Source organism: Pantoea sp. X-Soil-YNGN-844 (assembly GCF_059730595.1).
This window is the reverse complement of record NZ_AP036008.1, coordinates 429,805-452,847: the sequence shown is the minus strand read 5'-3', so window position 1 is coordinate 452,847 and position 23,043 is coordinate 429,805. Positions and strand designations below refer to the sequence as shown.

18 protein-coding genes are annotated in these 23,043 nt (G+C 50.5%); 11 read left to right on the top strand and 7 right to left on the bottom strand.

The window, feature by feature from the left end:
- Positions 1-159: 159 nt before the first annotated feature.
- Positions 160-1,743 (top strand): methyl-accepting chemotaxis protein, encoded by a 1,584-nt coding sequence (locus tag AC6I8C_RS20910; protein WP_497823693.1) that lies wholly within the window; start codon positions 160-162, stop codon positions 1,741-1,743.
- 80 nt (positions 1,744-1,823) lie between these two features.
- Here the strand turns inward: AC6I8C_RS20910 and AC6I8C_RS20905 are convergent, their stop codons facing one another.
- Positions 1,824-2,294 (bottom strand): DUF1203 domain-containing protein, encoded by a 471-nt coding sequence (locus tag AC6I8C_RS20905; protein WP_497823692.1) that lies wholly within the window; start codon positions 2,292-2,294, stop codon positions 1,824-1,826.
- Between the two features lie 470 nt (positions 2,295-2,764).
- On the opposite strand from AC6I8C_RS20905, the gene AC6I8C_RS20900 reads away from it, so the two are divergent.
- Both AC6I8C_RS20900 and AC6I8C_RS20895 read left to right on the top strand, forming a co-directional pair.
- Positions 2,765-4,105, top strand: coding sequence for an MFS transporter (locus AC6I8C_RS20900; RefSeq protein WP_033735529.1), 1,341 nt, complete (start codon positions 2,765-2,767; stop codon positions 4,103-4,105).
- A gap of 1,226 nt (positions 4,106-5,331) precedes the next feature.
- A complete protein-coding gene (locus AC6I8C_RS20895; protein WP_497823691.1) occupies positions 5,332-6,024 on the top strand; it encodes a LuxR family transcriptional regulator in 693 nt (230 codons plus the stop codon).
- A gap of 13 nt (positions 6,025-6,037) precedes the next feature.
- Here AC6I8C_RS20895 and AC6I8C_RS20890 read toward each other — a convergent pair whose 3' ends face one another.
- Positions 6,038-6,676 carry an acyl-homoserine-lactone synthase gene (locus AC6I8C_RS20890; RefSeq protein ID WP_497823690.1) on the bottom strand — a complete coding sequence of 213 codons (639 nt, stop codon included), beginning with the start codon at positions 6,674-6,676 and terminating at the stop codon, positions 6,038-6,040.
- A 1,103-nt stretch (positions 6,677-7,779) separates the two neighbouring features.
- Here AC6I8C_RS20890 and AC6I8C_RS20885 point away from each other — a divergent pair.
- A complete protein-coding gene (locus AC6I8C_RS20885) occupies positions 7,780-8,580 on the top strand; it encodes an alpha/beta hydrolase (protein ID WP_497823767.1) in 801 nt (266 codons plus the stop codon).
- Positions 8,581-8,790: 210 nt separating this feature from the next.
- Here AC6I8C_RS20885 and AC6I8C_RS20880 read toward each other — a convergent pair whose 3' ends face one another.
- The gene (locus AC6I8C_RS20880; protein WP_497823689.1) at positions 8,791-9,738 is read right to left on the bottom strand and encodes a hydroxyacid dehydrogenase; all 948 of its coding nucleotides are present in this window, start codon (positions 9,736-9,738) and stop codon (positions 8,791-8,793) included.
- Positions 9,738-10,430, bottom strand: coding sequence for an RraA family protein (locus AC6I8C_RS20875; RefSeq protein WP_497823688.1), 693 nt, complete (start codon positions 10,428-10,430; stop codon positions 9,738-9,740). The genes AC6I8C_RS20880 and AC6I8C_RS20875 overlap by 1 nt, the downstream gene beginning before the upstream one ends.
- 173 nt (positions 10,431-10,603) lie before the next feature.
- On the opposite strand from AC6I8C_RS20875, the gene AC6I8C_RS20870 reads away from it, so the two are divergent.
- The 3 genes from AC6I8C_RS20870 (at position 10,604) to AC6I8C_RS20860 (ending at position 13,812) form a co-directional block, all read left to right on the top strand.
- Positions 10,604-11,314: an IclR family transcriptional regulator gene (locus AC6I8C_RS20870; protein ID WP_013196119.1), complete on the top strand. Its 711-nt coding sequence runs from the start codon at positions 10,604-10,606 to the stop codon at positions 11,312-11,314.
- A 458-nt stretch (positions 11,315-11,772) separates the two neighbouring features.
- The gene (locus AC6I8C_RS20865; RefSeq protein ID WP_497823687.1) at positions 11,773-12,753 is read left to right on the top strand and encodes a DUF1852 domain-containing protein; all 981 of its coding nucleotides are present in this window, start codon (positions 11,773-11,775) and stop codon (positions 12,751-12,753) included.
- Between the two features lie 27 nt (positions 12,754-12,780).
- Positions 12,781-13,812 (top strand): methionine synthase, encoded by a 1,032-nt coding sequence (locus AC6I8C_RS20860; protein WP_033735535.1) that lies wholly within the window; start codon positions 12,781-12,783, stop codon positions 13,810-13,812.
- Between the two features lie 222 nt (positions 13,813-14,034).
- Here AC6I8C_RS20860 and AC6I8C_RS20855 read toward each other — a convergent pair whose 3' ends face one another.
- Positions 14,035-17,121: an efflux RND transporter permease subunit gene (locus tag AC6I8C_RS20855; protein WP_497823686.1), complete on the bottom strand. Its 3,087-nt coding sequence runs from the start codon at positions 17,119-17,121 to the stop codon at positions 14,035-14,037.
- On the bottom strand, positions 17,118-18,227 hold the full coding sequence (locus AC6I8C_RS20850) for an efflux RND transporter periplasmic adaptor subunit (RefSeq protein ID WP_497823685.1): 1,110 nt from the start codon (positions 18,225-18,227) through the stop codon (positions 17,118-17,120). The genes AC6I8C_RS20855 and AC6I8C_RS20850 overlap by 4 nt, the downstream gene beginning before the upstream one ends.
- Positions 18,228-18,785: 558 nt before the next feature.
- Here AC6I8C_RS20850 and AC6I8C_RS20845 point away from each other — a divergent pair.
- Positions 18,786-19,415 (top strand): LysE family translocator, encoded by a 630-nt coding sequence (locus tag AC6I8C_RS20845; RefSeq protein WP_497823684.1) that lies wholly within the window; start codon positions 18,786-18,788, stop codon positions 19,413-19,415.
- A 131-nt stretch (positions 19,416-19,546) separates the two neighbouring features.
- Complete coding sequence (locus tag AC6I8C_RS20840; RefSeq protein WP_497823683.1) at positions 19,547-19,975, top strand: GFA family protein; 429 nt, start codon at positions 19,547-19,549, stop codon at positions 19,973-19,975.
- A gap of 15 nt (positions 19,976-19,990) precedes the next feature.
- Here the strand turns inward: AC6I8C_RS20840 and AC6I8C_RS20835 are convergent, their stop codons facing one another.
- On the bottom strand, positions 19,991-20,539 hold the full coding sequence (locus tag AC6I8C_RS20835) for a P-loop NTPase family protein (RefSeq protein WP_497823682.1): 549 nt from the start codon (positions 20,537-20,539) through the stop codon (positions 19,991-19,993).
- Between the two features lie 439 nt (positions 20,540-20,978).
- Here AC6I8C_RS20835 and AC6I8C_RS20830 point away from each other — a divergent pair, with 439 nt between their 5' ends.
- Both AC6I8C_RS20830 and AC6I8C_RS20825 read left to right on the top strand, forming a co-directional pair.
- Positions 20,979-21,707: a hypothetical protein gene (locus AC6I8C_RS20830; protein ID WP_497823681.1), complete on the top strand. Its 729-nt coding sequence runs from the start codon at positions 20,979-20,981 to the stop codon at positions 21,705-21,707.
- A gap of 207 nt (positions 21,708-21,914) precedes the next feature.
- A complete protein-coding gene (locus AC6I8C_RS20825; protein WP_497823680.1) occupies positions 21,915-23,033 on the top strand; it encodes an alkene reductase in 1,119 nt (372 codons plus the stop codon).
- Positions 23,034-23,043 lie beyond the last annotated feature (10 nt).

Genomic DNA, 23,043 nt, shown 5'->3' with positions numbered 1-23,043 from the left:
TTAATAGTCCAGATGTCAGTTACATCAGCATTAGAAGAATTTTACTGCATAAATAAAGCCCTCAGGACCTGCTCAGCCATAAAGTCCATGCTTTACCGGGTCGATAACTCTTGTACCGGGATTTGCCGGTGCATTATTGTTTTCACCACGGAAAAAAATATGAAACTTAATCATTTTACGATAGGGCAAAGACTCAGTGTGATGGCCGCCATCCTGCTACTGGCGACCCTGCTTGTCGGTTTGCGAGGCATTACCCTGAATACTCAGGCTTTGCAGAAAAATACCGACATCATGGCAAGCGAAACGCGTGTCGCGGAGAGCATTGATACTGCACGTAATGCACAGGTTCAGTTTAAAATTCAGGTACAGGAGTGGAAAAACACCCTGTTACGCGGCACACAGGGCATGCGTGTTTTTGAAAAATACAAAGCGGCCTTTCTGGCGCAGAGTGATAAAACTCAGGCGCTACTCCATCAACTGCTGATACTGCAACCCGAACTGGGGATGGATACGACCCAGGTGAAACAGACGATCGAGCTACACGCTCAGCTCAGACAAAAATACCTGGTTGCGCTGCAAAACTACGACATCCAAAACCTCGCCAGCGCCCAGCTGGTTGACAGCCAGGTCAATGGCATCGATCGTGAGCCGACCAAAATGATTGATAACGTGGTCCATCTTACGCTGGCCCATGCCCAAAGCCTCAATCAGCAGCTGGCAGCGCAGAACCTGGCCCAGTACCGTGAAACCCGCATGATCTTGTGGGTGGCGATGGCGGGTATTTTGCTTTCCGGTGTATTAATTACCGTCTGGTTAATCCGCAGCATTACTTATCCATTACGTGAAGCCGTCAATATTGCGCGCACTGTTGCTTCAGGCGATCTGCAGACTGTGATTCGCCCCAGTGGACGCGACGAAACCGCAGAGCTGATGACAGCGTTGCGAGAAATGAATATCAGCCTGACTTCCATCGTCTCTGGTGTTCGCACCGGCACGGAGAACATCGCCTCAGCATCTGTTCAGATTGCCCAAGGCAGCCAGGAACTCTCCTCGCGTAATGAAGCGCAGGCAGGCGCGCTTGAAGAAACTGCAGCCTCCATGGAGGAACTGACCTCGGTGGTGAAAAATAACGCGCAGAACGCTTCTCATGCCAGCAGCATTGCACATGATGCCCGCTCCATTGCGGGTCAGGGCGGCAACGTGGTGGAAAAAGTCGTCCACACCATGAGCGAAATCCAGCAGTTCTCAAACGAAATTAACCAGATCATTACAGTCATTGATGGTATCGCTTTCCAGACCAATATTCTGGCGCTGAATGCTGCGGTCGAAGCGGCGCGTGCGGGCGCCGAAGGTCGTGGTTTTGCAGTAGTCGCGGCGGAAGTCCGTGCTTTGGCACAGCGCTCAGCAAAAGCGGCGAAAGATGTGCGTATCCTGATCGAACGTTCTGTGAATTCAATCGGGCAGGGCAACGAACTGGTTAAACATGCCGGTACGACAATGGAAGAGATTATTTTTCGCATTCATCAGGTCAGTGAGCTGATTGAAAACGTTTCGTCGGCCAGTAATGAGCAGAGTGTCGGTATCGATCAGGTTAATCTGGCGGTCACCCATATGGACGCAGCCACGCAGCAAAACGCCGCGCTTTCTCAGCAGTCCACCGCTGCGGCGCAGGCTTTACAGGCGCAGGCTGAAATGCTGCTTGCCAGCGTAAGCGTGTTTAAAATTAATCCTGCACGTGCTTAATCTTTGATGTCAGGGCAGGGTGCTTCACGATATCTTGCCCTGACAGTTTTCAGCGTAAATAGAAGCCCGGTTCTGAATATTCATTTACAACGCACAGCGCAACAGGAATAGCATCCTCGTTTCGCATTGTGTATCTGGATATAACTCACCTGTGAATCGCTAAATAAACGTCCTAAGAGATTTTTAGTAAGTTTCCCCTCAGCTATGTCTGCCGCTATTAAAAAGTGTTTTTCATCATAAGCACGTAACGACAGCACTCTGTTGTGCAGGACTTCAGGTAATTCATTAACGTAAATGCCTTGTCGGGTGCATCCCTCCCAGATATAGATCGCATGCGTACCAAAATAGGGTTTGTCTGCAGGCTGATAAATATGATTGATCAGAAGGGCGGTTTCACCCGCAGGAATATCACACAATGAGACTCTGTCGGGATAACCAGGATAGCACTCCACCTTTTGACGTATTGCGTTGTGTTTTTTCAGATAGCGATCGCTCTGTCCAAAAAGATGAGTAAATGGCCCGGCATCCAGGCCTGAGATTTTAAAATTCATGATATCGCCTGTCGTTTTCAGCAGTGAAGAATGACGTTATCGGATATCGTGTGGCGAGACTCGCCGTTTTCGGTCAGGGATTTTTGGGAACGAAACGGTCAGGGAGTTGCACTGGATGTGTTCCCCTCTCAACCAGCTTTGACAACCTCTCTCATGACAAACTTTTACGGCTGTTGATGCCTCTCCATCCGCGACTGCCGTCAAATTGCCTTCACCTTTCTGCCCATCGCGCCTCTCTGAACACATGTAAAAAATTCCCTGAACGCCACTCCGTTAACGACATATCCGTCACATAAAACAAAACTGCTATGTACTTTTTTGTGACAAATCACACAACCTCATTACATCCTCAGGCAGGGGTAAGATTTTATCGTGATAATGGTTTTACTCAGTACATTACTGTTTTACAGAGTACAACCATCCGGTTTCTCCACTGCCCATAAGCCGATGACAAAATTGTGAGGATCATCATGTCTGAAAAACAGCACATCACGACATTCTCTGCTGATATTGAGCAGCAGACCGTTAAGAAAGTGGTCTGGCGCATTTTGCCCTTTCTGATTGTCTGTTATCTGATTGCCATCATCGATCGCGGCAACATTGGAATGGCTTCGTTACAGATGAACGAAGATTTAGGGTTGTCGAAAGCCGTATTTGGTTTTGCAAGCAGCCTGTTTTTCGTGGGTTACTTCCTGTTTGAAGTTCCCAGTAACCTTGCCATGCAGAAAATTGGGGCAAAGATCTGGATCTCTCGCATCATGGTGTCGTGGGGCATTATTTCGGTCTGTACTGCTTTTGTTGAAAGTGCCAATACGCTCTATGTATTGCGCTTTTTACTGGGTGCAGCCGAAGCAGGATTTTTCCCTGGCGTAATTCTTTATCTGACTTACTGGATCCCGGGCAAGTACCGTGCGCGTGTGATTGCGACCTTCATGGTGGCAATCCCGGCGGCAAACTTTATAGGATCGCCTGTTTCCGGTCTGATTTTGTCGCTCGACGGCTGGTTAGGCATGCGTGGCTGGCACTGGTTATTCATCCTGGAAGGTATTCCGGCGGTGATTCTGGGGATTGCCGCTTTCTTCTTACTCAGTAATCGTCCGACCGATGCCAGCTGGTTAAATCAGGAACAAAAAGCTTGGCTAAGCACGACTATTCAGGCAGAAAACGAGAAGAAAAAAGCGATTGGTCATATCTCGCTATGGCAGTTACTGCGTCACAAGCATATCTGGGTGATGGCACTGATTTATGCGGGGGCTTCTGCGGCGGGATCAACCCTGAGCGTCTGGTCTCCGCAACTGCTGAAATCGTTCGGGCTGGATAACTTCACCACCGGTTTAGTCAATGCGATTCCTTACGGTCTGGCATCCATTCTGATGATTGTATGGGGAAGAAGTTCTGACCGGAGCGGCGAGCGTCGCTGGCATACCGCGTTAACGCTGTTCCTGATTGCGGGTGGTCTGCTCTCCGCCTTTATCACCAACAGCCTGACCGGCAGTGTCGTCATCCTGTCACTGGTATTAATCGGTGCCTACTCAATGAAAGGGCCTTTCTGGGCGCTGGCGTCAGGATGGATGTCATCCACTACCGCTGCTGCAGGTCTGGCCGCTATCGGTGCGATGGCGAACCTGATAGGTGGAGGATTAATGGTCAACGTTTACGGCATCATTAATCAGGCGACCGGCAGCCATACGCTGGCGATGATGCCTCTGGCTATTCTCTGTGGCATTGGCGGTATTGCGGTGCTGGTCATGGGGCGCAAAAAAGCGTTAAACATCGAAGTTGACACTCACGCTTCACCAGTCAGTAAATAACGTAATAGCACCTGCAGATGCTGAGCATTGCGTCTGCAGGTGAGTCCTTTCAGCTTTTACTGCCACAAGAACACTGTTTTAACTGCCAGAAAACTCAGGGCATATCTTATAAACGTTCCTCCAAAGATATTAAAACGTCGATAGACTCATTCAGCAGATACGAGATCAGGCTTTGTGTTTCAGGTTCTCACTTTAAGCGGTGATGTGACCATACAAGTGAATTTAAAGCCTCGCACCATGTAAAAGCTAACGCTCAAAGCCTGCATCAGGCTGGAGCGAAGAAACAAACTCCTTTGGGCTGAAGCGTTAATATTATAGCGATCAGGAAATAGATATATTTGATGGGGCAATTTATATAATTCTTGTTTTACAAAGTTGGCAAGGGTTAACAAAAAAGTTCAGCAGTAGCTTAGGATCAGAAAAACAGGATGCAATCCAGGAAGCACTTTGCTTAAAAAGCGTGTGCCAGGCGTCAATATCTGCTGGAAAATTCATGATCCAAATCCCCCGCCAGTTGAAGACAGAGCCATATCCGAACATCAGGGAACCGTTCTGATACAACGCTCTGAAAAAACTCATTTTGTCAGTCTGGCAGAATAACACGCCTGCTGAGTTATGTTCGCCACAATCAGGCATAACAAAACCACAACGTTAATCGCTCTGTTCATCCTGACCAGTCGGGCGCTGGTTAATATGCGGGCTACAGGCATTAACGTCCTGAAGCATGTATACATGCTATGAAACAGATCAACACAGCGTATGGTGTCTTCAACTGACATTAACAGGCGTTTACACCCTACAGAGAATGCCTGAAACCGGGGATGGAATGATAATGCGTAAAGAAATGATGTATATGCACAAAACAATTGCTGATTATCAAATGGTTACGGTTCTTAAAACTATTATCCGTACACTATCCTGCGACATTTCCTTACTTAGGATTTACCAGAAAGGTTGCTGTTGTCGCTTCAGACAGGCCTGCATTATCCCGAACCCTCAACACTTATTCGGCTATATCCATCGACCATGGTGTTCTGTCAACGTCCCGATAACTGCCAGCAATCCCATGAGCCCATCCAGTCCTCGCTTTCTTAAGGCAGAAATGAGTGGAATATTGCTGTATGATGTCGTCCTTCAGATATGTGAGTTGGGTGAACAGACGATTCAATGTAGTTTATGAACCCAATTATACTTGTAAGCCACTAAACCTGAAGGTAGCAACTGACGTGAAGGATACCTACTACAACGACCAAAAGATAAATTCGTTAATCAAGGATGAACTGGATGCGTTCTTTGAGGATTACCAGGGTGTCATCTATGCATACGCTATTATGAATAAGAAAGACCCTTCGCAGATGCAGATTATCAATAATAATCCGGCGTGGTTTGATGTTTACCTTGAAAGAAAATATCAGTTTATCGATCCCGTCATTATCCGTGGTTTGCGCTGCGTTGAAGACTACTTTTGGGAGAATGAAGTTATCTTGTCAGAAGGTTACAATCTCACCAGAATTTTCAACGAAAGTTTTCAATATAACATTTATCGGGGACAGACATTTCCTCTGCATGACTACCTGAATAATCTGGTTGTGTTATCTGTTATAGGGAAAGAGGAATTCGATTTTGATATTGATAAACATCGTGCAAAATTCATGAGTTTCCTTATTCATCTGCATCAGAAGACGCTCAATCTGTATAGTCAACATCAGCAGAAAAAGAATGCCTTTTTATCACCGCGTGAGCGACAGATTCTTAAGTGGGTCAGCGACGGCAAAACATATGCTGAGATTGCTATTATTTTATCTATTGCAGAGCGCACGGTAAAATTCCATATGGGTAATGTAATGAAAAAACTCGGTGTTAATAACGCAAGACACGCGATAAAACTTGGCGCAGAACTCCGCTTACTGGAAAACTGAGCCAGACAATAATTTAAAGATGGCGTAAGTGCTGTAGATTCTCACGAAGCCAGTCAGAGTGTTTATCCTTGATGATGATATCCTCAATGACGTCACTGTTAGCAGGCATAAAAATGTAGTAGATATCTTCTCCCTTTTCGGAAATCCCTTTTTGTATTACCTCTGTTTTCCAGTTGGCGTGGCGAAATATGGCATACATGCCGCGACTGACTACTGCGTACATCCCTGAATACTTCTTCTTCATGCAAAAAATAATCATTGCAATAAATAATGCTTTACTGGCGGGTAAACCATCCAGTTTTGCAGCATCACGTCTTTCTTTGTCTAAAAAAAGGCGAGTAATTTCACAGCAGGGAATATCGGTAGGAAGACGACAAACACCTGAAAAGTACTTATGGAAAATTTCGCTCATCATCGTCGGCTGGGTAGAGTCTATGAATCGTGCACCGCATAGCAACTGTCCGTCGTGCACACCCAGTAAGTAAGTTGTGTTTTTGTTGTCAAAAAGGTCCTTTTCCATACCGTCAATGCATTCGACTTCCCAGTCGAGTCGATCCCGAAATGTTTTTCTTCTGAGCCGGTATAACTCATTCGCCTGTTCAACCGACAATTGATCATAATCACGCAAAAAAAAATCAACAGCAGAACTCATTTACTCGCCCTCAATAATCACATGATGAAACTATTGCCCCTGCCCTTTAGGACAGCTTTTATTATATCGTACAGGTCTTATAATAAAAATGTACCTGACCACTGAGCACTTTCATTGCCCGGCGATCAGGCGGTCAAAGACCAATGCAACACCAGGGAAAACCAGACGAGATTATGTGATATTCAAAGTCTCGCGTACAGAGTGCAAAAAGCATTCAAATAATAAAAATACCAGAATACGAAAAAAGTCAAATAACCATCATTAATTTATTGCCCCTTGATTTTTTAAGGGGCAAAATTTCCTGTTCAGTTAATCCAGTCAAATAATGAATGTAAAATTACGCATTGAGCGAGCAACATTGCTGTTCATTTGATAGCCAATGCAGTCAGTCTGCCTTAAAGCACTTCAGCGGTTAACCTGCCAGCGATATTATAAGTAATGATCAGTTGGTAATATAGAATTTTTAACTTCTGATTTTCAGTTTATATAATTTGCCAGGTTTTAAGAACGCTTTCGGCGATTCTGAGATCACCCGGCTCTGCAAAAATTATCAGCCTGCTGACAATTATTCACTATTTTCCGCACATGAAAAATATCTCTGGACCTATTTTCTTACAGGTATTCATCCTTAATGCGGCCATCGACGTTTCCATCAAATTCATACTGCGTTGGCTCACCAGCTAAATTAAGCGTAACTTAATATCATGCTTAAAAACCATGACTCGTTAACGAGGAAAATAATTCAGGCTCTGATAGTTATCCCTCATGAGGCGGTTTATTGTTTTTCATCTGGATGTGGCATCCTTTTATCGTTATTCCCGGCAGTGACCCGTACTGAGATTAGCCTGCCCAGAGTGAATGGCTCGCGGCAGGATCGAATTTGATAGCTAACTCTCAGTTTCAACAGGCATTTTCGTTAAAACTGTCACGTGCCATAAAATCAGGGCATGCTAAATGATTCAGACTCTCAGCCTGTGGAACTCATTAAAAAAGGAATTTGTGACGTGATTGACTTCATGCACTTCAGTGAGCGCTACTAGCAGCTCGACGACTTAACACCTCATCCGGAAAAAGTCCGCGAAGTTGACGTCAACGGGTTATATATCAGGATTTACGAGCCTGAAAAATGGGTAAATGAAGTCCTGATCGTATACCACGGTGGTGGAGTCAATTCTGATGCAGGTTACGATATTCCTGCACGGCAACTGAGCTGCGCTTTATCCGTCTGCGTGTGTCTCACAGATATTCGCGGACACGGTCGTTCAGGTGGACTCAGAGGAGATGCATTAAGCCCTGAACAAATATGGCAGGATGTGGATACTATCATTGATTATGCCCGCAACATTTACAAGAATGCGCGGATTCACGTGCTCGGCCACTCCAGCGGGGGCGGCATGCTGATTAATTACTTTACCCGACATGTCTTATCGCGAAAAGTTGACAGTCTGCTCCTGCTGTCGCCTGAACTGGGGCCTTTTACACCGCAAGCTTTACACAAGAAGTTGTCTACTCCTTTTGCGTCAGTTAACCGCTGGGCTTTTATCTTTAACGCACTGAGTGCGGATTTTACAGGAGGGCATCGCGCTGGTGTGAGGCTTAATTTCCCCAGTGAGGTTATTCGCTTAAGACCTGATTTTGTTGGGGTGTACAGCGTAAACATGGCAAATGCTCTGACACCAAAAAATCCTTCAGGGCAACTAAAAAAGCTCTCTTTTCCGGTCACAATTCTGCTTGCTGAACAGGATGAGCTGTTTGATGTGAAACGAATGACTGAGTTTTTCAGCAGTTGCGGCAATTCACATTTAAGCAGTCAGGTCGTGAAAAAATGCAGGCATCTCGATTGCATTTTTGAGCTGACCGACAGCATGAAAATGCATTTCGCACGCCTGCCTTCAGGAATATGAGGCTCAGAACGGATGTGATGATTTAAACAATGAGAAAGCCTTTCTCATCAGTCTGACTTCAGCTGCTTACTAAAAGCAGACACGCATTATTCATAACCCACGTGCCTCGATGATAGCCTCTTCAGCGCCTTTAGTGATTGCAGAGACTCAAACCCATAAAAATGCCGACTGAATAGCGATAAATCTTATCCAGCCGGCTACAGAGATGGCTCAGGATACCGCACTTTCGTTTTTCACGGACTCCAGAACGTTCAGAATATTACTGGCCGCCACCGTACCCATCTTCACGTAGGAGTTGTCACTGACGCCGCCAATGTGTGGCGACAGAATCACATTTTCAACATGCTGCCAGATATGCGGCGCCGTCAGAGGTTCAGTGGGGAAACTGTCTAGTGCGGCCCAGGCGACGGTGCCATCATTCAGCGCCGCTAAAAGCGCATCGTCATCAATAAGACCGCCGCGTGCCGTATTTACCAGAATGGCGCCTTTTTTAAACAACGCCAGTTTCTCTGCATTGATCATCTGGCGGGTCTGTTCGGTCAGCGGACAGTGCAGAGAAATGATGTCCGCCTGCTGCAGCAGGTCGTCAAGTGAAGCGGACTCACACTCATCAGGAAAGGTCTTTGCAAAAGGATCATAGGCGAGCACCTTCATGCCAAACGCCCGCCCAATGCGGGCAACGCGACCACCAATTGCACCAAGCCCCACCAGACCCAGCGTTCTGCCTTCCAGCTCCACAGATTTATGGGTGGATTTGTCCCAGTGCCCCTGACGCATGCGCTGATCCAACGTTATCACGGATTTCGCACAGGCTAAAATCATCGCCCAGGTATGCTCGGCTACAGCGGCTGCGTTGGCACCCGGCGCAGACTGAACGCGGATATCGCGTGCCGCGGCTGCCTGTTGATCGATAACGTCAATGCCGCTGCCGTGTTTGGAAATCACGCGCAGGGCAGGCGCAGCATCCATGATGCGGGCATTAATTTTTCCGTAACGGACAATTATCGCCACCGGATTATGCTGCTGGCAGAGTCTGAACAGGGTATCTTCGTCGGGCTGTTTACCTGCATAAACCAGGCTGAACGCGTTCAGCAGGCTGACCGCCTGCGGAGCCAGATCGCTGGCCGTGACCAGAATGACGGGAAGCTGGGTTGTCATCAGAGCGTCTCCCCATTCGAAAGCATGCCAGCGGTAAGAAGGGCTTTCTCCAGCCACGGCGCGCGAAGGTCGCCATCACGAATGGCCGCAATACGCCCGGTCTCGAAATCCAGTTTTTTCTGCGCCAGCTCGAGCAGAGCAGGGATCTCTTCACGCGGCAGAATCACTACGCCATCAATATCACCGATGACCAGGTCGCCCGGCTGAATGGCAGCACCCGCGACAGAAACCGGATAGTTGACCCGTCCCGCAACAGACTTGGTCGGGCCGCAGGGATTCAGGCCCGCGGCAAACACCGGGAAGCCGTTCGCGCTCAGTGCATCGGCGTCACGCACCGCGCCATCGATGATGATCCCCGCGATGCCGGAGGCTTCAGCCTGGGTCGACATAATCTCTCCGATTAAGGCACAGCTGATATCGCCTTTGCCATCAACCACAATCACGTCGCCTGGCTGGGCGATAGCCAGTGCGGCATGGATCGCCAGATTATCGCCTGGCCGCACCTCGACGGTGATAGCGGGACCAGCGACTTTCATCGTGGAGGCAACCGGTTTGACGCGACCATGCAGCGTTCCGCGTCGACCGGCGACATCAGCCAGTATTGCAGCCTGAAACTGAGCCGCCTGTTTAACAAGTTCTGGTGCGACACGGATAATGTCGCGATTGATGAAGGTATTCTCTGCATGTGGCATAGATCATTCCTCTTTCGTTTTACCAGGTACAACTTAGTTGTACAATATAAAACTACTATATCGATGTTAATTCGCATCGCACCAGTGTTAAGCACTCATTTGTGATGTAAATACGATGTGAATCACAAATTGCGCGGTAAACTGCCTGCCGTCGCATACAGGAGGACGTACGAATGGGGAATGAAGGCGTAATTGCCGTAGAAAAAGCGCTGGCGCTGCTGGATTGTTTTAAACCTGGCGAGGAGTCGCTGACGCTTACCGCGCTGGCGCAGCTGTCGGGTTACCACAAAACGACGGTCTATCGCCTGATGAACTCACTTGAGCGCATGAATTATGTGATTCGCCGCGACAATGGCGTCTATACCCTGGGGCCGAGGCTGCTCTATCTGGGCAAGCTCTATGAGCAATCCTTTCATCTGGCCAGCATTGTTCAGCCTGAGCTTCACGCTCTGGCGACCGCGACGGGCGAAAGCGCCTCATGGTATGTGATAGAAAACGATCAGCGACTCTGTCTGTTCAGAGCTGAGCCTTCTGAAGGACTGCGTGAAACGCGTCTGCCCGGCACCTTTCTGCCGCTGGATAACTCTGCCATCGGACAGGTGCTTCGCTACTGGGGAAAGAACGAACCCCTGTTTGAGGCTGTACCTGAACTACCGCTGTTTACCTCCGGGATGCGCGATCCGCACATTGCGGCATTTTCCGTACCGGTGTTTGGGGAAGGTGACAGGCTGCTCGCTGCGCTGGCACTGACCGGGCCATCGTCACGTCTGACGCAGGCGAAGTGTGAAAGCGGACTGGGGAAACTGATGAAAGAAGCGGCCAGCCGGCTTTCGGTTAAATCAGGCGCGCATAAAGTGACATGCGATAATTTTTACAAGATTTAGCAGATGTGCAGGGCACTGGTGATCCCATGTCAGCGCCGTGCTCGTACAGAGCAGCAATTTTTTACAGGCTGGAATCGATTGATTTCCGTTAAGGTGAATAAAATGATGTCTGGCGTGTCTGAGTACTAAACCGTCAAAAGCCCCGCCGCTGTGGTGGGGTGATTTTAATTTATTGATATTTATCATAATTATTTGCTTCCGGTACGCCTTTAAAGATCCTGATTTAACGTCAGATGTTTGAAGGCACGCTGGCCTCATGAAAACCCCCCCACTTTCCCGACTCAACATGAATTTACTTCATGTTCGTTGAAATTTAATCACTTTTTTTCAACCGGATGTTGAGGCATAAAGTAAGAATTGTTAATAACTTTGAGTCATATGACGGCGTGTTAAGGGATAGCAAAGCTGCATAACCCTGAAGCAACAAATCATATCAGCGACCAGGATACCCGATAGCGATGAACAACTTAGCCTTTACCCTCAAGCGCATTCGTTTCGACGAAAACTATAACCCTTCGAAAAATACGCGGGCGACGACTAACTTCGCGAATCTGGCGCGTGGCGAAAAACGCCAGGAAAACCTGCATAACGCGCTGGCGATGATCGACAACCGGTTCAACGCGCTGGCGCACTGGGATAACCCAAAAAGCGACCGTTACGCTGTCGAACTTGAGATTATTTCTGCTGAGCTGAATCTTCGTCCAGGCAGCAACGACGAATCGTTCCCGGCGATTGAGATTCTGAAAACCCATATCGTCGATCACAAAACCGGTGAACGTTTCGAGGGGATTGTCGGCAATAACTTCTCATCCTACGTGCGTGATTATGATTTCAGCGTGGTGCTGACAGAGCACAATAAAGGCCAGACTGAATTCAGTCTGCCGGATGATTTCGGCCAGCTGCACGGCAACATTTTTAAAAGCTTCGTCAACTCAGCGGCCTATAAAGAAAACTTCAATAAGTCTCCGGTCATCTGCCTGAGTGTGTCGAGCAAAAATACCTATGTGCGCATCGGTAATATGCATCCGGTGCTGGGCATCGAATACCAGCAGGATGCGCCTTCGCTGACTGATTTTTATTTTGGAAAAATGGGCCTGAAAGTGCGTTTCTTTATGCCGCAGGGCAGTGTTGCGCCGCTGGCCTTCTACTTCCACGGCGACCTGCTCAGCGATTACACCAATCTTGAGCTGATCAGCACGATCAGCACCATGGAAACGTTCCAGAAGATCTATCGCCCGGAAATTTACAACGCGAATTCTGCAGCCGGACAGTGCTATCAGCCAACGCTGCAGCATCAGGATTATTCATTAACCCGCATCGTTTACGATCGCGAAGAGCGCAGCCGTCTGGCCGTTGAGCAGGGTAAGTTTACTGAGGCGCATTTCATCAAGCCGAATCAGACACTTCTCGCACAATGGTCTGCTGAATTCGTTCTTTGATTAATTAAAAACAAAAGGTCACCTGCTATGAAAACTTTATTACCGACATCCACTGCGGGCAGCCTGCCTAAACCGTCCTGGATCGCGCAGCCAGAGGTGCTCTGGTCACCCTGGAAACTGCAGGATGAAGAGTTAGTTGACGGTAAAAGAGATGCACTGCGTCTCTGTCTGGACGACCAGGTTCGCGCCGGCATTGATATCGTCAGTGATGGTGAGCAGACCCGTCAGCACTTTGTGACGACGTTTATTGAACATCTCAGCGGCGTGGATTTTGAGAAGCGTGAAGTGGTCCGCATCCGTAATCGTTATGACGCCAGCGTGCCGACCGTGGTGGGTGAAGTCTCACGTCAGAAGCCGGTGTTTGTTGAAGATGCAAAAATCCTGCGCAAGCTGACCGATCGTCCTATTAAGTGGGCGTTGCCGGGTCCGATGACGATGATCGATACCCTCTATGACAATCACTATAAAAGTCGTGAAAAGCTGGCCTGGGAATTTGCAAAAATCCTCAACCAGGAAGCGAAAGAGTTAGAAGCCGCGGGCGTTGATATTATTCAGTTCGACGAACCAGCCTTTAACGTCTTCTTCGATGAAGTGAATGACTGGGGTATCGCCGCGTTAGAGCGAGCCATCGAAGGGCTGAAGTGTGAAACCGCCGTTCACATCTGCTACGGCTACGGCATTAAAGCGAATACCGACTGGAAGAAAACGCTGGGCACAGAGTGGCGTCAGTACGAAGAAGTCTTCCCGAAACTGCAGCGTTCGGCTATCGACATCGTTTCACTGGAGTGCCAGAACTCGCGCGTGCCGATGGATCTGATCGAGCTGATTCGCGGTAAAAAAGTCATGGTCGGTGCTATCGACGTGGCGACTCATGAGATTGAGACGCCGGAAGCAGTCGCAAACACCCTGCGCAAAGCGCTGCAGTTCGTGGATGCTGAAAATCTCTATCCTTCAACCAACTGCGGCATGATTCCTCTGCCGCGTCAGGTTGCCAATGGCAAACTGCATGCGTTGAGTGCGGGTGCCGAGATTGTCCGCAGAGAAATTCTGGGAAAATAATCTTTCCCTGAGCAGCCTCAGTCCGACTTCAGATGCCTGGAAGCCGGACTGAGCTGCCCTTACTTTTGCTTTATCTGTCCCGCTATCCTTTTCTGTAGGTTCTTCATCACACTCCTTTTAAATCACGATCAAATTTCCTGTTCTGAAACCTCAGTAACGTAATCCGCTATGCTGTCGGGCGTGAATCACCTGGTCTGCGATCACGCCCATTGCGGATTGCGTTCAGCTCAGCGTTTCGTCAGCGGAGCGGGGTTGATCCGGGCGGATTCTGAACCAGATCGCGTACATTGCCGGCAGGAATACCAGCGTAATCAGGGTACCGCCTAACGTACCGCCAATCAGGGTATAGGCCAGCGTTCCCCAGAATACGGAGTGCGTCAGCGGAATGAAGGCCAGAATGGCAGCCATTGCCGTCAGCAGCACCGGACGCGCACGTTGTACCGTTGCTTCCACCACCGCATCAAAAGGCGAGAGTCCTTCATGTTCATTATGGTGAATCTGCCCTATCAGGATGAGCGTGTTACGCATCAGGATGCCCGATAGCGCTATCAGTCCAACCAGTGCATTGATGCCAAACGGCTGGTTAAAGAGAAGTAGCGTCGGCACCACACCAACTAGTCCCAGAGGCGACGTCAGAAAGACCATCACCATCGCCGACATCGAACGCACCTGCAGAATGATAATCAGCAGCGTCATGGCGATCATAATCGGGAACAGCGGTGCCATTGCTTTAGTCGCTTTACCAGATTCTTCAATCGAGCCCGCCTGTTCAATGCAGTAGCCCGCTGGCAGTGAATCGATGATGGGCTGCAACGCGTTGAGCATCTGCTTTGAGACATCCGGCGGCTGCAGATGCTCAGCAATATCACCGCGCACCGTCAGCGTCGGGGTGCGATCGCGGCGACGCAGAATCGGATCTTCCATGCGTACGTCAACGTCGCCTATCTGAGAGAGCGGAATACGCTGACCTGAGGAACCGACCAGGGTAAAGCCCGCTATTCTGGCTGGATCGAGGCGGATGTTACCCGCTGCGCGTCCCATAACCTGCACGGAGCGGATGTCTTCACGCACTGAGGTAATCGGAACGCCAGAAAGCAGGAACTGAAGCTGCTCTGCCACCGCATTCGTTGTCAGCCCCACGGCCTGCAGGCGATCCTGATTAAGCGTGAAATGCAGCGTCGGCACCTTTGGACCCCAATCTGTATTAACTGTTCTCATCAGCGGACTGGCCTGTAGCACTGCCTCTACGTCGGCTGCGATGGTGCGCAACGTGTCGGCATCCGGCCCCATGATGCGATATGCCACCGGATAGGGCGAGTAGGGACCAAACACCAGTTGAGTCACGCGGATGCGCGCCTCTGCTGCAAGTCCATGAGCTGCCGCTTCGCGTAACCGCTGCTTAAGTGCTTCGCGCGCTTCCTGGCTGTCCGTCAGCACAACAATTTTCGCAAACGAGGGGTCGGGCAGCTCGGGAGCCATGGCCAGATAAAAACGCGGTGACCCTTGTCCGATATACGATGTGACGATTTTTGCCTCCGGCTGCTTCTGCAGCCAGGCTTCGATTTTTGCCGTCGCGTTGCTGGTCTCCTCAATAGCGGTGCCATAAGGCATCTGGACTTCGACCAGCATTTCCGGGCGGTCAGAGGTGGGGAAAAATTGTGCGTTAACTATCCCCATGCCGAGCACGGCAAGCGTAAAAAGGGCAACTACCGAACCGGCTACCAGCCATTTACCTGCAATGACGCGGCCCAGAATATAACGGAATCGGTTGTAATGGCGGGTGTTATAAATCGCGGTATGTCCTCCCGCCACCGTTTTGATCTCCGGCAGCATTTTCACGCCAAGATAAGGCGTAAAGACCACCGCGACTATCCACGAGGCGATCAGGGCGATACCGACAATCCAGAACATATTGCTGGTGTACTCACCGGCGGTAGACTGTGCAAAACCGTTGGGCATAAAGCCCACAGCGGTAACCAGCGTTCCCGCCAGCATCGGTGCCGCCGTATGACTCCAGGCATAGGCAGAAGCTTTGATGCGGTCATAGCCTTCTTCCATTTTGACCACCATCATTTCAATCGCGATGATGGCGTCATCGACCAGCAAACCCAGGGCAAGGATCAGCGAACCCAGCGTGATGCGATCGAAATTCTTGCCGGAAGCCTCCATCACAACAAACACGATAGCCAGCGTCAGTGGCACGGCTGCGGCGACCACCACACCTACCCGCCAGCCCATACTGACAAAGCAGACCACCATGACCACCAGCAGGGCGACAAAAAACTTGATCATGAATTCGTCTACGGCTGAACTGATATTGATAGCCTGATCGGTGACTTTCGTCAGCGTCATACCCAGCGGCATGCCGTCATTAATTCTGGCCGTTTCCTCGTCCAGTGCCTTACCGAGATCAAGACCATTCCAGCCATCACGCATAACGACGCCTAACAACAGCGCCGGTTCGCCCTGATTACGCACGATAAAGGTCGCCGGATCTTCATAGCCTCGCTCCACCGTCGCGACGTCTGAAAGGCGAAGTGTTCTGCCTCCGGCCACGACAGGCGTCTGGCGAATCTTCTCCAGGGTGTCGAAGGCGCCATCAAGACGGATAAAGATCTGGGGGCCGCTGGCATCTATCGAACCGGCCGGGGTCAGCACGTTCTGACTGTTCAGGGCAGAAAAGATATCCTGGGGGGAAATGCCGAGCGTGGCCAGCCTGTCATGAGAGAACGAGATAAAAATTCGCTCACTCTGCTCACCAATAATGTTGACCTTTTTAACGCCGGGCACATGCAGAAGCTGCTGGCGCAGGGATTCAGCATCCCTTGCCAGCAGACGCTGCGGCTCACCTTTGGCCTTAAGCGCAAATAAGGCAAAAGTCACATCAGAGAACTCGTCATTAACCATCGGTCCGATGACGCCCGCGGGCAGGCTGCTGGCTGCATCACCGACTTTCTTGCGCGCCTGATAGAACTCTTCCTGTACCTGTGAAGGCGGCGTGCTGTCCTGCAATGACAGCATGGTAAACGCCAGACCCGGACGGGTATAGGTCTCACTGCGGTCGTACCACTTAAGCTCCTGCAGCCGCTTCTCCAGCGGCTCAGCAACCTGATCCTGCATCTCCTGCGCTGTAGCACCCGGCCAGGCTGTGATAAGGGTCATCTGCTTGACGGTAAAAGGCGGGTCTTCCGCTCGCCCCAGTTCGAAGAACGACAGGATACCGGCGACAGTAATCAGAATGATCAGGAAGAGGGTAATCGAGCGCTCGCGCACAGCCAGCGCCGAGAGATTGAAACGTTCCTTGCTCATGGATGACTCCCCGCGCTGCGCTCGTTGCCTTGCGGTGCCGTGCGCACTTTTTCACCCTCATGAAGCAGGTGCGCGCCAAGCGCAACGACCTGCTCACCCGGCTTGAGGTTTCCGACAACGCCGGCATTGTCATCCCCAAGGTTGATCACCTGCACCGGTCGCCATGAGACGGTTGTGGGCTGACCTGAAATGCCCCAGACGCCCAGCCCTTTCCCCGGATCGTAGAGCGCGGCTAAGGGCACGTTCATGACCGAAGCTTTGCTGGCGTTTTCCGCGATGTTAAGCGTGACGGTCGAGCCGAGCGGTGCATTAGCCAGTGAACCTTGCAGGACATATCTCGCTTCAAAGGTTCGCGTCACCGGATCAGCGGCATCGGATAGCAGGCGTAATCTGGCGGGCACCTGTTTATCGCCGGAGCCATAAAGCGTAGCCTGAGCATCGCTGTCCGGCGCAGGCCTGAGCGTCTCTGGTAATTGCACAATGGCCTCGCGCTGACCGACTCTGGCGAGGCGGATAACGGCCTGTCCGGCACTGACCACCTGACCCGGTTCTGCCAGCGTATCCACGACAACGCCATCGGCGTCGGCCAGCAGCACCGCATAACCCGTTGCATTCTGCGCGACGCTGGCCTGGGCCTGTGCGGCTTTGAGATCGGCTCTGGATGTATCGGCGGCGGCCTTTATCTGGTCGTAGGCTGATGCCGACACGGCACCCGTCGCGACAAGGCCGCGATAGCGCGCTTCATCCTGCGTTGCTTGCTTAGCCCGTGCCCGCGCTGCCTCCACAACCTGTTGCTGAGCCTGAGACTGCAGCGTCAGGTCAATCGGATCCAGACGCATCAGCGGCTGACCGCGTTTAACCGTCTGACCGGTATCCACCAGACGTTCAAGGATTTTGCCCTGTACTCTGAAACTGAGATCGCTTTGAATCCGGGCGACCACAACCCCGGTAAAAGCGTGGGTTCGATCTCTCGCGCTTACCACGGTTGCAGTCCGCACCAGAGGAGCCTGGGTACGGGGATCGTCGCGGGTGGAGGGTTCACCGCAGGCCACCAGGGCCAGCGGCAACACGTAAACAGCAAGGGTGGCGGATTTAAGCCTGAGCATGAGTTCCCTTAAAGCGGTAACAGGATAGTTTGCGCATTCTCATTCTTGTGACCAAATAAGTCAATGGTCACAAATGGCGGAATTTTTGTCATGAACAGAGCAAGATATGTCATCGTGAAGGGGTTGTTAAAAGGGTCATGGCAACTGAAGAGGGGTGATATCAGGGGAGGAGGGGAAAGAGAGCGGTTCCTGGACGCCTTGCATTTTTTGGGCGGCAGGCACAGTGCATTTGTGAATGCTCAGGAGATCGGCATCGGCATAGTTTGCCCCCTTAACGTCAGTGACCCTGATTGACAGGACGTGACCATTATTTGATTGGGTCACTGATTGTGGGTGATGTCAGGCTGATCGATGTTGCTCCAGCATTCGCGGAAAGCGACGCCTGAGTAGCCATTAACGCGCACCTGCCACTCTGTAAGGACAGCCCATCGCCGCCATACCTGCTGCCTGCCGTTTTTTATTAAGCCTCATTCGTAAAACCTGCAATATGTGAATGAATAGTAAATTTCTTTGCCAGCGGATATAACATATTGATAACCCCGCATCGCAGAGGAAAATATGGCGCTTTCACACGAGTTAATCCTGATTTTCACGACCTATTTTGTCGCTACGGCCAGCCCTGGACCGAGCAATATGGCGATAATGGGGACAGCGATGAAAAAGGGCAGAGGTGCCGCGCTGGCGCTGGCTGCGGGTGTCGTGAGTGGTTCAATGATCTGGGCGCTGCTGGCAGCCTGCGGTGTGCTGACCGTGCTGACAACCTTTGCTCAACTGCTGATTGCGTTAAAAATTGGCGGCGGATTATATCTGCTCTGGCTGGCGTTTAAAGCCGGGAAATCTGCGTTACGCCGCACGGAAGCCAGTGAATTTAAAACCAGCGATGCCCGGATCGCCTATGGCAGCCTGTTCCGTCAGGGTATCCTGATGCATATCGGCAACCCCAAAGCGATTCTGACCTGGGTGGCGATTATGTCATTTGCCCTTAAACCGGATGCGGTCGCCTCGACGTTACCGATGATCATCTGCGGCTGTGCGGCGATCTGTATGGTTGTATTCGGTGGCTATGCTTTGCTGTTCTCGACGGCTGTAATGAGCGCTTTTTACCGCCGCATTCGTCGCGGGCTGGATGTACTGTTAGCCTGTTGCTTTGCGCTGGCAGGATTGAAACTGGTCTTCAGCCGCAATTAATTACGTCTAATGATGGCGGAGCTTCATCCGTTTTGACTCATCACCCGGAACGAACAGGTGATGAGTCGAAACGGCAGCTTGCGATGCAACTCCGATAGCCCAACCCAGGATCCTGATTCAAAAGGCTAAAAATGAAAGGCTCATGTCTGTGTGAAACCGTTGTTTTTGAGATTTCGGTTACCCCCACGCTCTATTATCGTTGTCACTGCTCTCTGTGCAGAAAGCAGACCGGAACCGGTTATAACCTGGCAACGCTGATAAAAGAGCGTGATTTTGCCTGGATAGCAGGCGAAAGCAAGATCGCGTCGTGGCGTAAACCGACAGGTTATCGCACTGACTTTTGCGCCACCTGTGGTTCTGCCGTTCCAAACCGGTTGCGCGAGCGGCCTTACATCTGGCTTCCGATCGGCTTACTGAATACCGCAGTCGCGATGCACTGCATAGGAGATTATTGTACCGATGACGCTATGCCGTGGGACCATACCCGTTCAGAGACTAATCATGCGGGGCCAGTAGCGTCGCTGGATGCACTGCTGACGAACCTGAAGCTCGTTGATTAATCGCAGCGGTGTAGGTTACTTATTTTTTAACTTTAAGCCCCAGTATCCAGAACAGGCTTTAATCTTGTGCGGAGAATCAAGCAGAACTTTTGGCAAGCTGACCTGGTCGTAAAGCGTCTGATGGTACTTACGATTCTGCGGGGCAGTACGGATAATATATTTCAGCATCGCCAGGGTTACGGACTCTCTGCTCATCCCGAGCCCACCTATTCGCGGTGTCGATGAATAACACCTGCGAATATAACGCAGCAGTGCCACGGTCACTTTTACATCCAGAAGAATCAATCCCGTGGCATGAGCAAATCGTTCCTCAATACACTTTGTATAATTCCCCTCCATCACCCATTTTTCCTGACTCACTGCATCTGCATGCAAATCGCGAAATGCTTCCGGTGCTCTTGGAATCCATTGACTGTTCGGAAGATGGTGAAGTTGATCAAGATGAACAACAGGTAAATTCGTTTTGCGGGAAATAGCCTCAGCTAAGGTAGATTTACCGCTGTTTGAAGGACCCATAATACAAATGCGTGGTCCGAGCGCCTCTAAAGTAAGTGCACTATTCACTATATTTCCTTTGAATTTGCCCCGCCTTTAATGAATAACGGCCTGCTGACATGATGCTTTTCTATGCAACTTGCAAGGTTTAAATCTCAACTGGAATATGTTGACTTGCGGGAGGCGCAAATAAGGGCTTCTGAAGGCATTATGAATCATAGTCATGTCAAAGCGTATCTGATGATCTGATTTTCAAAGAAGCCTATCCACCTCACGGATTGTATTTTTTACGGTAAAGATTTGTTACATCCTGCCGATTAATTACTCAATTAATCAAACCGTAGAGGGCATTATGGTGTTAATCAATGGACTTACAGACGGCGTGGCAAATAGCTATGCTGCTTCCGGCGCAAGCAAACCATCTTCAGGCGTCAACACCGAATCTATTACTAGAAAAACGCTTCCCGACTCTGTAGTTATCATCTCTCAGGCGGCAAGAGACCGCCTGATGCAGGTCGTTGCTGAACCTGTCTCCGCTGAACAGCAGGTTGTAAATCTGAAAGGTCTGCTGGCAAGTCGATCCGCTAATCAGGGACCCACGTTTAACCTTGGCTATGCGCTTTTCAATGATCCCTACACTAACTGGGATGCAAGGACATTCCGGCCCCTGGTGGACATGACGACAGATAACACCCAGGCCAGTATGGATGAGTTTGCGGGCGCACTTCATCAGGTGCTCGCTGAAGGACAGGTGGGGCAAAATCAATACGATAACAGCGATACCTCTGAAGCGATGGCAATAACGTTAACGCAGGTGAAACTGCACAAACTTATTGAGAAATATGTTCCGGAGGACAAGCGGGAGCAGGCGACAGGCATTGTTGATGAGATGACCGACAGTAAAGTGGCATTCCGCGAAGAGCGCACGCTGCTGGGCGCACAGCAGATGCTGGATATCGCGCATCAATATGGCACCCGTGAAATCGTTGCGGATGCACGTGATTATCTTAACCAGGTAAAGAGCGGCACCGCGCGGCCACAGAATGAGCTGACCAGAATGTTCGAAGCGACAAAATCGGGTAGTGACATGAACGCCATCTTCAGCGTGTTTGCCGATGTGATTCGTTCCACGCCGAATCCCGGCAACAAAGCACAACCCTCAATCGATGACGCCCTTAAACAGCTGGAGGTTTATCGCCAGCAGTGGCAGACGTTCGCTGATAAATACATCGCTTAAACAGTGATGATCCTGCGGCTGACGGCTCTCTCGTGGCAATAAAGGCCAGTCTGAGAGCCGCGTCTGCAGGATTACTACGATGGGACACTTTAGTCAGATGAAACACTCTCATAAACCCGGCTTGAAACAAAAAGTACTCATTACACATTTACAAATTTAAATGTGTAAATATAATGGCGCCTCTTACACATCAGAGGAATTTTTGTCATGCCGTCACTGTTTACCCCCCTGAACCTGGGCGATCTCACGCTTCGTAACCGCATTGTATTGCCGCCACTGACGCGATGCCGCAGTGAGCAGCCGGGCAATATTCCCGGCGAGTTGATGGTGGAGTATTACCGTCAGCGTGCCAGCGCGGGACTGATGATCACCGAAGGCACCCAGATTGAACCTCGCGGGCAGGGTTATGCATGGACGCCGGGGATCCACAGCGACGCCCAGATCGCCGGCTGGAAAAAGGTCACAGAGGCGGTACATCAGGAAGGCGCTACGATTTTCTGCCAGCTCTGGCACGTTGGTCGCGTCTCTCACAATGAACTTCAGCCGGGTAAACAGGCACCGGTCGCCCCTTCAGCCATCGCCGCCGATAACGTCCGGGTGTTTATCGAAACCGGACCCGGTGCGGGGATATTAACTGCACCCAGCGAACCACGGGCACTGACCAACGCGGAAGTAAAAGAGATCGTGGCGCTTTACCGACGTGCGGCAGAAAATGCAAAAGAGGCGGGTTTTGACGGTGTGGAACTGCATTCTGCCAACGGTTATCTGATTAACCAGTTTATTTCGGAGCACACTAACTTCCGCACGGATGAATATGGCGGCTCAGCAGATAATCGTCTGCGCTTCCTGCGTGAAGTTGTTGAGGCGGTCAGCGCGGTATTTGGCAGCCACCGTGTTGGCGTGCGGTTTGCGCCATTGTTTTCGAGTACCGACGAAGAGCGCGTCTATCTTGGCCTGGTTGAACGCGATCCCCATGCGACCTATATCCACGCCGCGCAGCTGCTGAATGAGCTGGAAGTTGGCTATCTCTCTATTGCCGAAGCGGACTGGGATAATAGCCCGGATATGCCAGAGAGTTTCCGGGTTGCGCTGCGTGAAACATTCCGCTCTCCGATCATCTATTCTGGTCGCTACACGGCGGAAAAAGCACAGCGTATGCTGGATAAAGGCTGGGGCGATCTGGCGGGTTTTGGCCGCTCGTTTATTGCGAATCCCGATTTGCCGGCACGTATTAAAGCAGGTCATCCGCTGAATCCCGTTGATCACGCCTCGCTGTATGGCGGCACTGAGAAAGGCTATACTGACTATCCTGTTTTTCAATCCTGATCTTATGTGA

What these genes read in the sequence shown, in the direction of transcription:
- AC6I8C_RS20910 (WP_497823693.1), top strand. Translation starts at nt 160, where the DNA reads ATGAAACTTAATCATTTTACGATAGGGCAAAGACTCAGTGTGATGGCC.
- AC6I8C_RS20905 (WP_497823692.1), bottom strand. Translation starts at nt 2,294, where the DNA reads ATGAATTTTAAAATCTCAGGCCTGGATGCCGGGCCATTTACTCATCTT.
- AC6I8C_RS20900 (WP_033735529.1), top strand. Translation starts at nt 2,765, where the DNA reads ATGTCTGAAAAACAGCACATCACGACATTCTCTGCTGATATTGAGCAG.
- AC6I8C_RS20890 (WP_497823690.1), bottom strand. Translation starts at nt 6,676, where the DNA reads ATGAGTTCTGCTGTTGATTTTTTTTTGCGTGATTATGATCAATTGTCG.
- AC6I8C_RS20880 (WP_497823689.1), bottom strand. Translation starts at nt 9,738, where the DNA reads ATGACAACCCAGCTTCCCGTCATTCTGGTCACGGCCAGCGATCTGGCT.
- AC6I8C_RS20875 (WP_497823688.1), bottom strand. Translation starts at nt 10,430, where the DNA reads ATGCCACATGCAGAGAATACCTTCATCAATCGCGACATTATCCGTGTC.
- AC6I8C_RS20870 (WP_013196119.1), top strand. Translation starts at nt 10,604, where the DNA reads ATGGGGAATGAAGGCGTAATTGCCGTAGAAAAAGCGCTGGCGCTGCTG.
- AC6I8C_RS20865 (WP_497823687.1), top strand. Translation starts at nt 11,773, where the DNA reads ATGAACAACTTAGCCTTTACCCTCAAGCGCATTCGTTTCGACGAAAAC.
- AC6I8C_RS20860 (WP_033735535.1), top strand. Translation starts at nt 12,781, where the DNA reads ATGAAAACTTTATTACCGACATCCACTGCGGGCAGCCTGCCTAAACCG.
- AC6I8C_RS20855 (WP_497823686.1), bottom strand. Translation starts at nt 17,121, where the DNA reads ATGAGCAAGGAACGTTTCAATCTCTCGGCGCTGGCTGTGCGCGAGCGC.
- AC6I8C_RS20850 (WP_497823685.1), bottom strand. Translation starts at nt 18,227, where the DNA reads ATGCTCAGGCTTAAATCCGCCACCCTTGCTGTTTACGTGTTGCCGCTG.
- AC6I8C_RS20845 (WP_497823684.1), top strand. Translation starts at nt 18,786, where the DNA reads ATGGCGCTTTCACACGAGTTAATCCTGATTTTCACGACCTATTTTGTC.
- AC6I8C_RS20840 (WP_497823683.1), top strand. Translation starts at nt 19,547, where the DNA reads ATGAAAGGCTCATGTCTGTGTGAAACCGTTGTTTTTGAGATTTCGGTT.
- AC6I8C_RS20830 (WP_497823681.1), top strand. Translation starts at nt 20,979, where the DNA reads ATGCAGGTCGTTGCTGAACCTGTCTCCGCTGAACAGCAGGTTGTAAAT.
- AC6I8C_RS20825 (WP_497823680.1), top strand. Translation starts at nt 21,915, where the DNA reads ATGCCGTCACTGTTTACCCCCCTGAACCTGGGCGATCTCACGCTTCGT.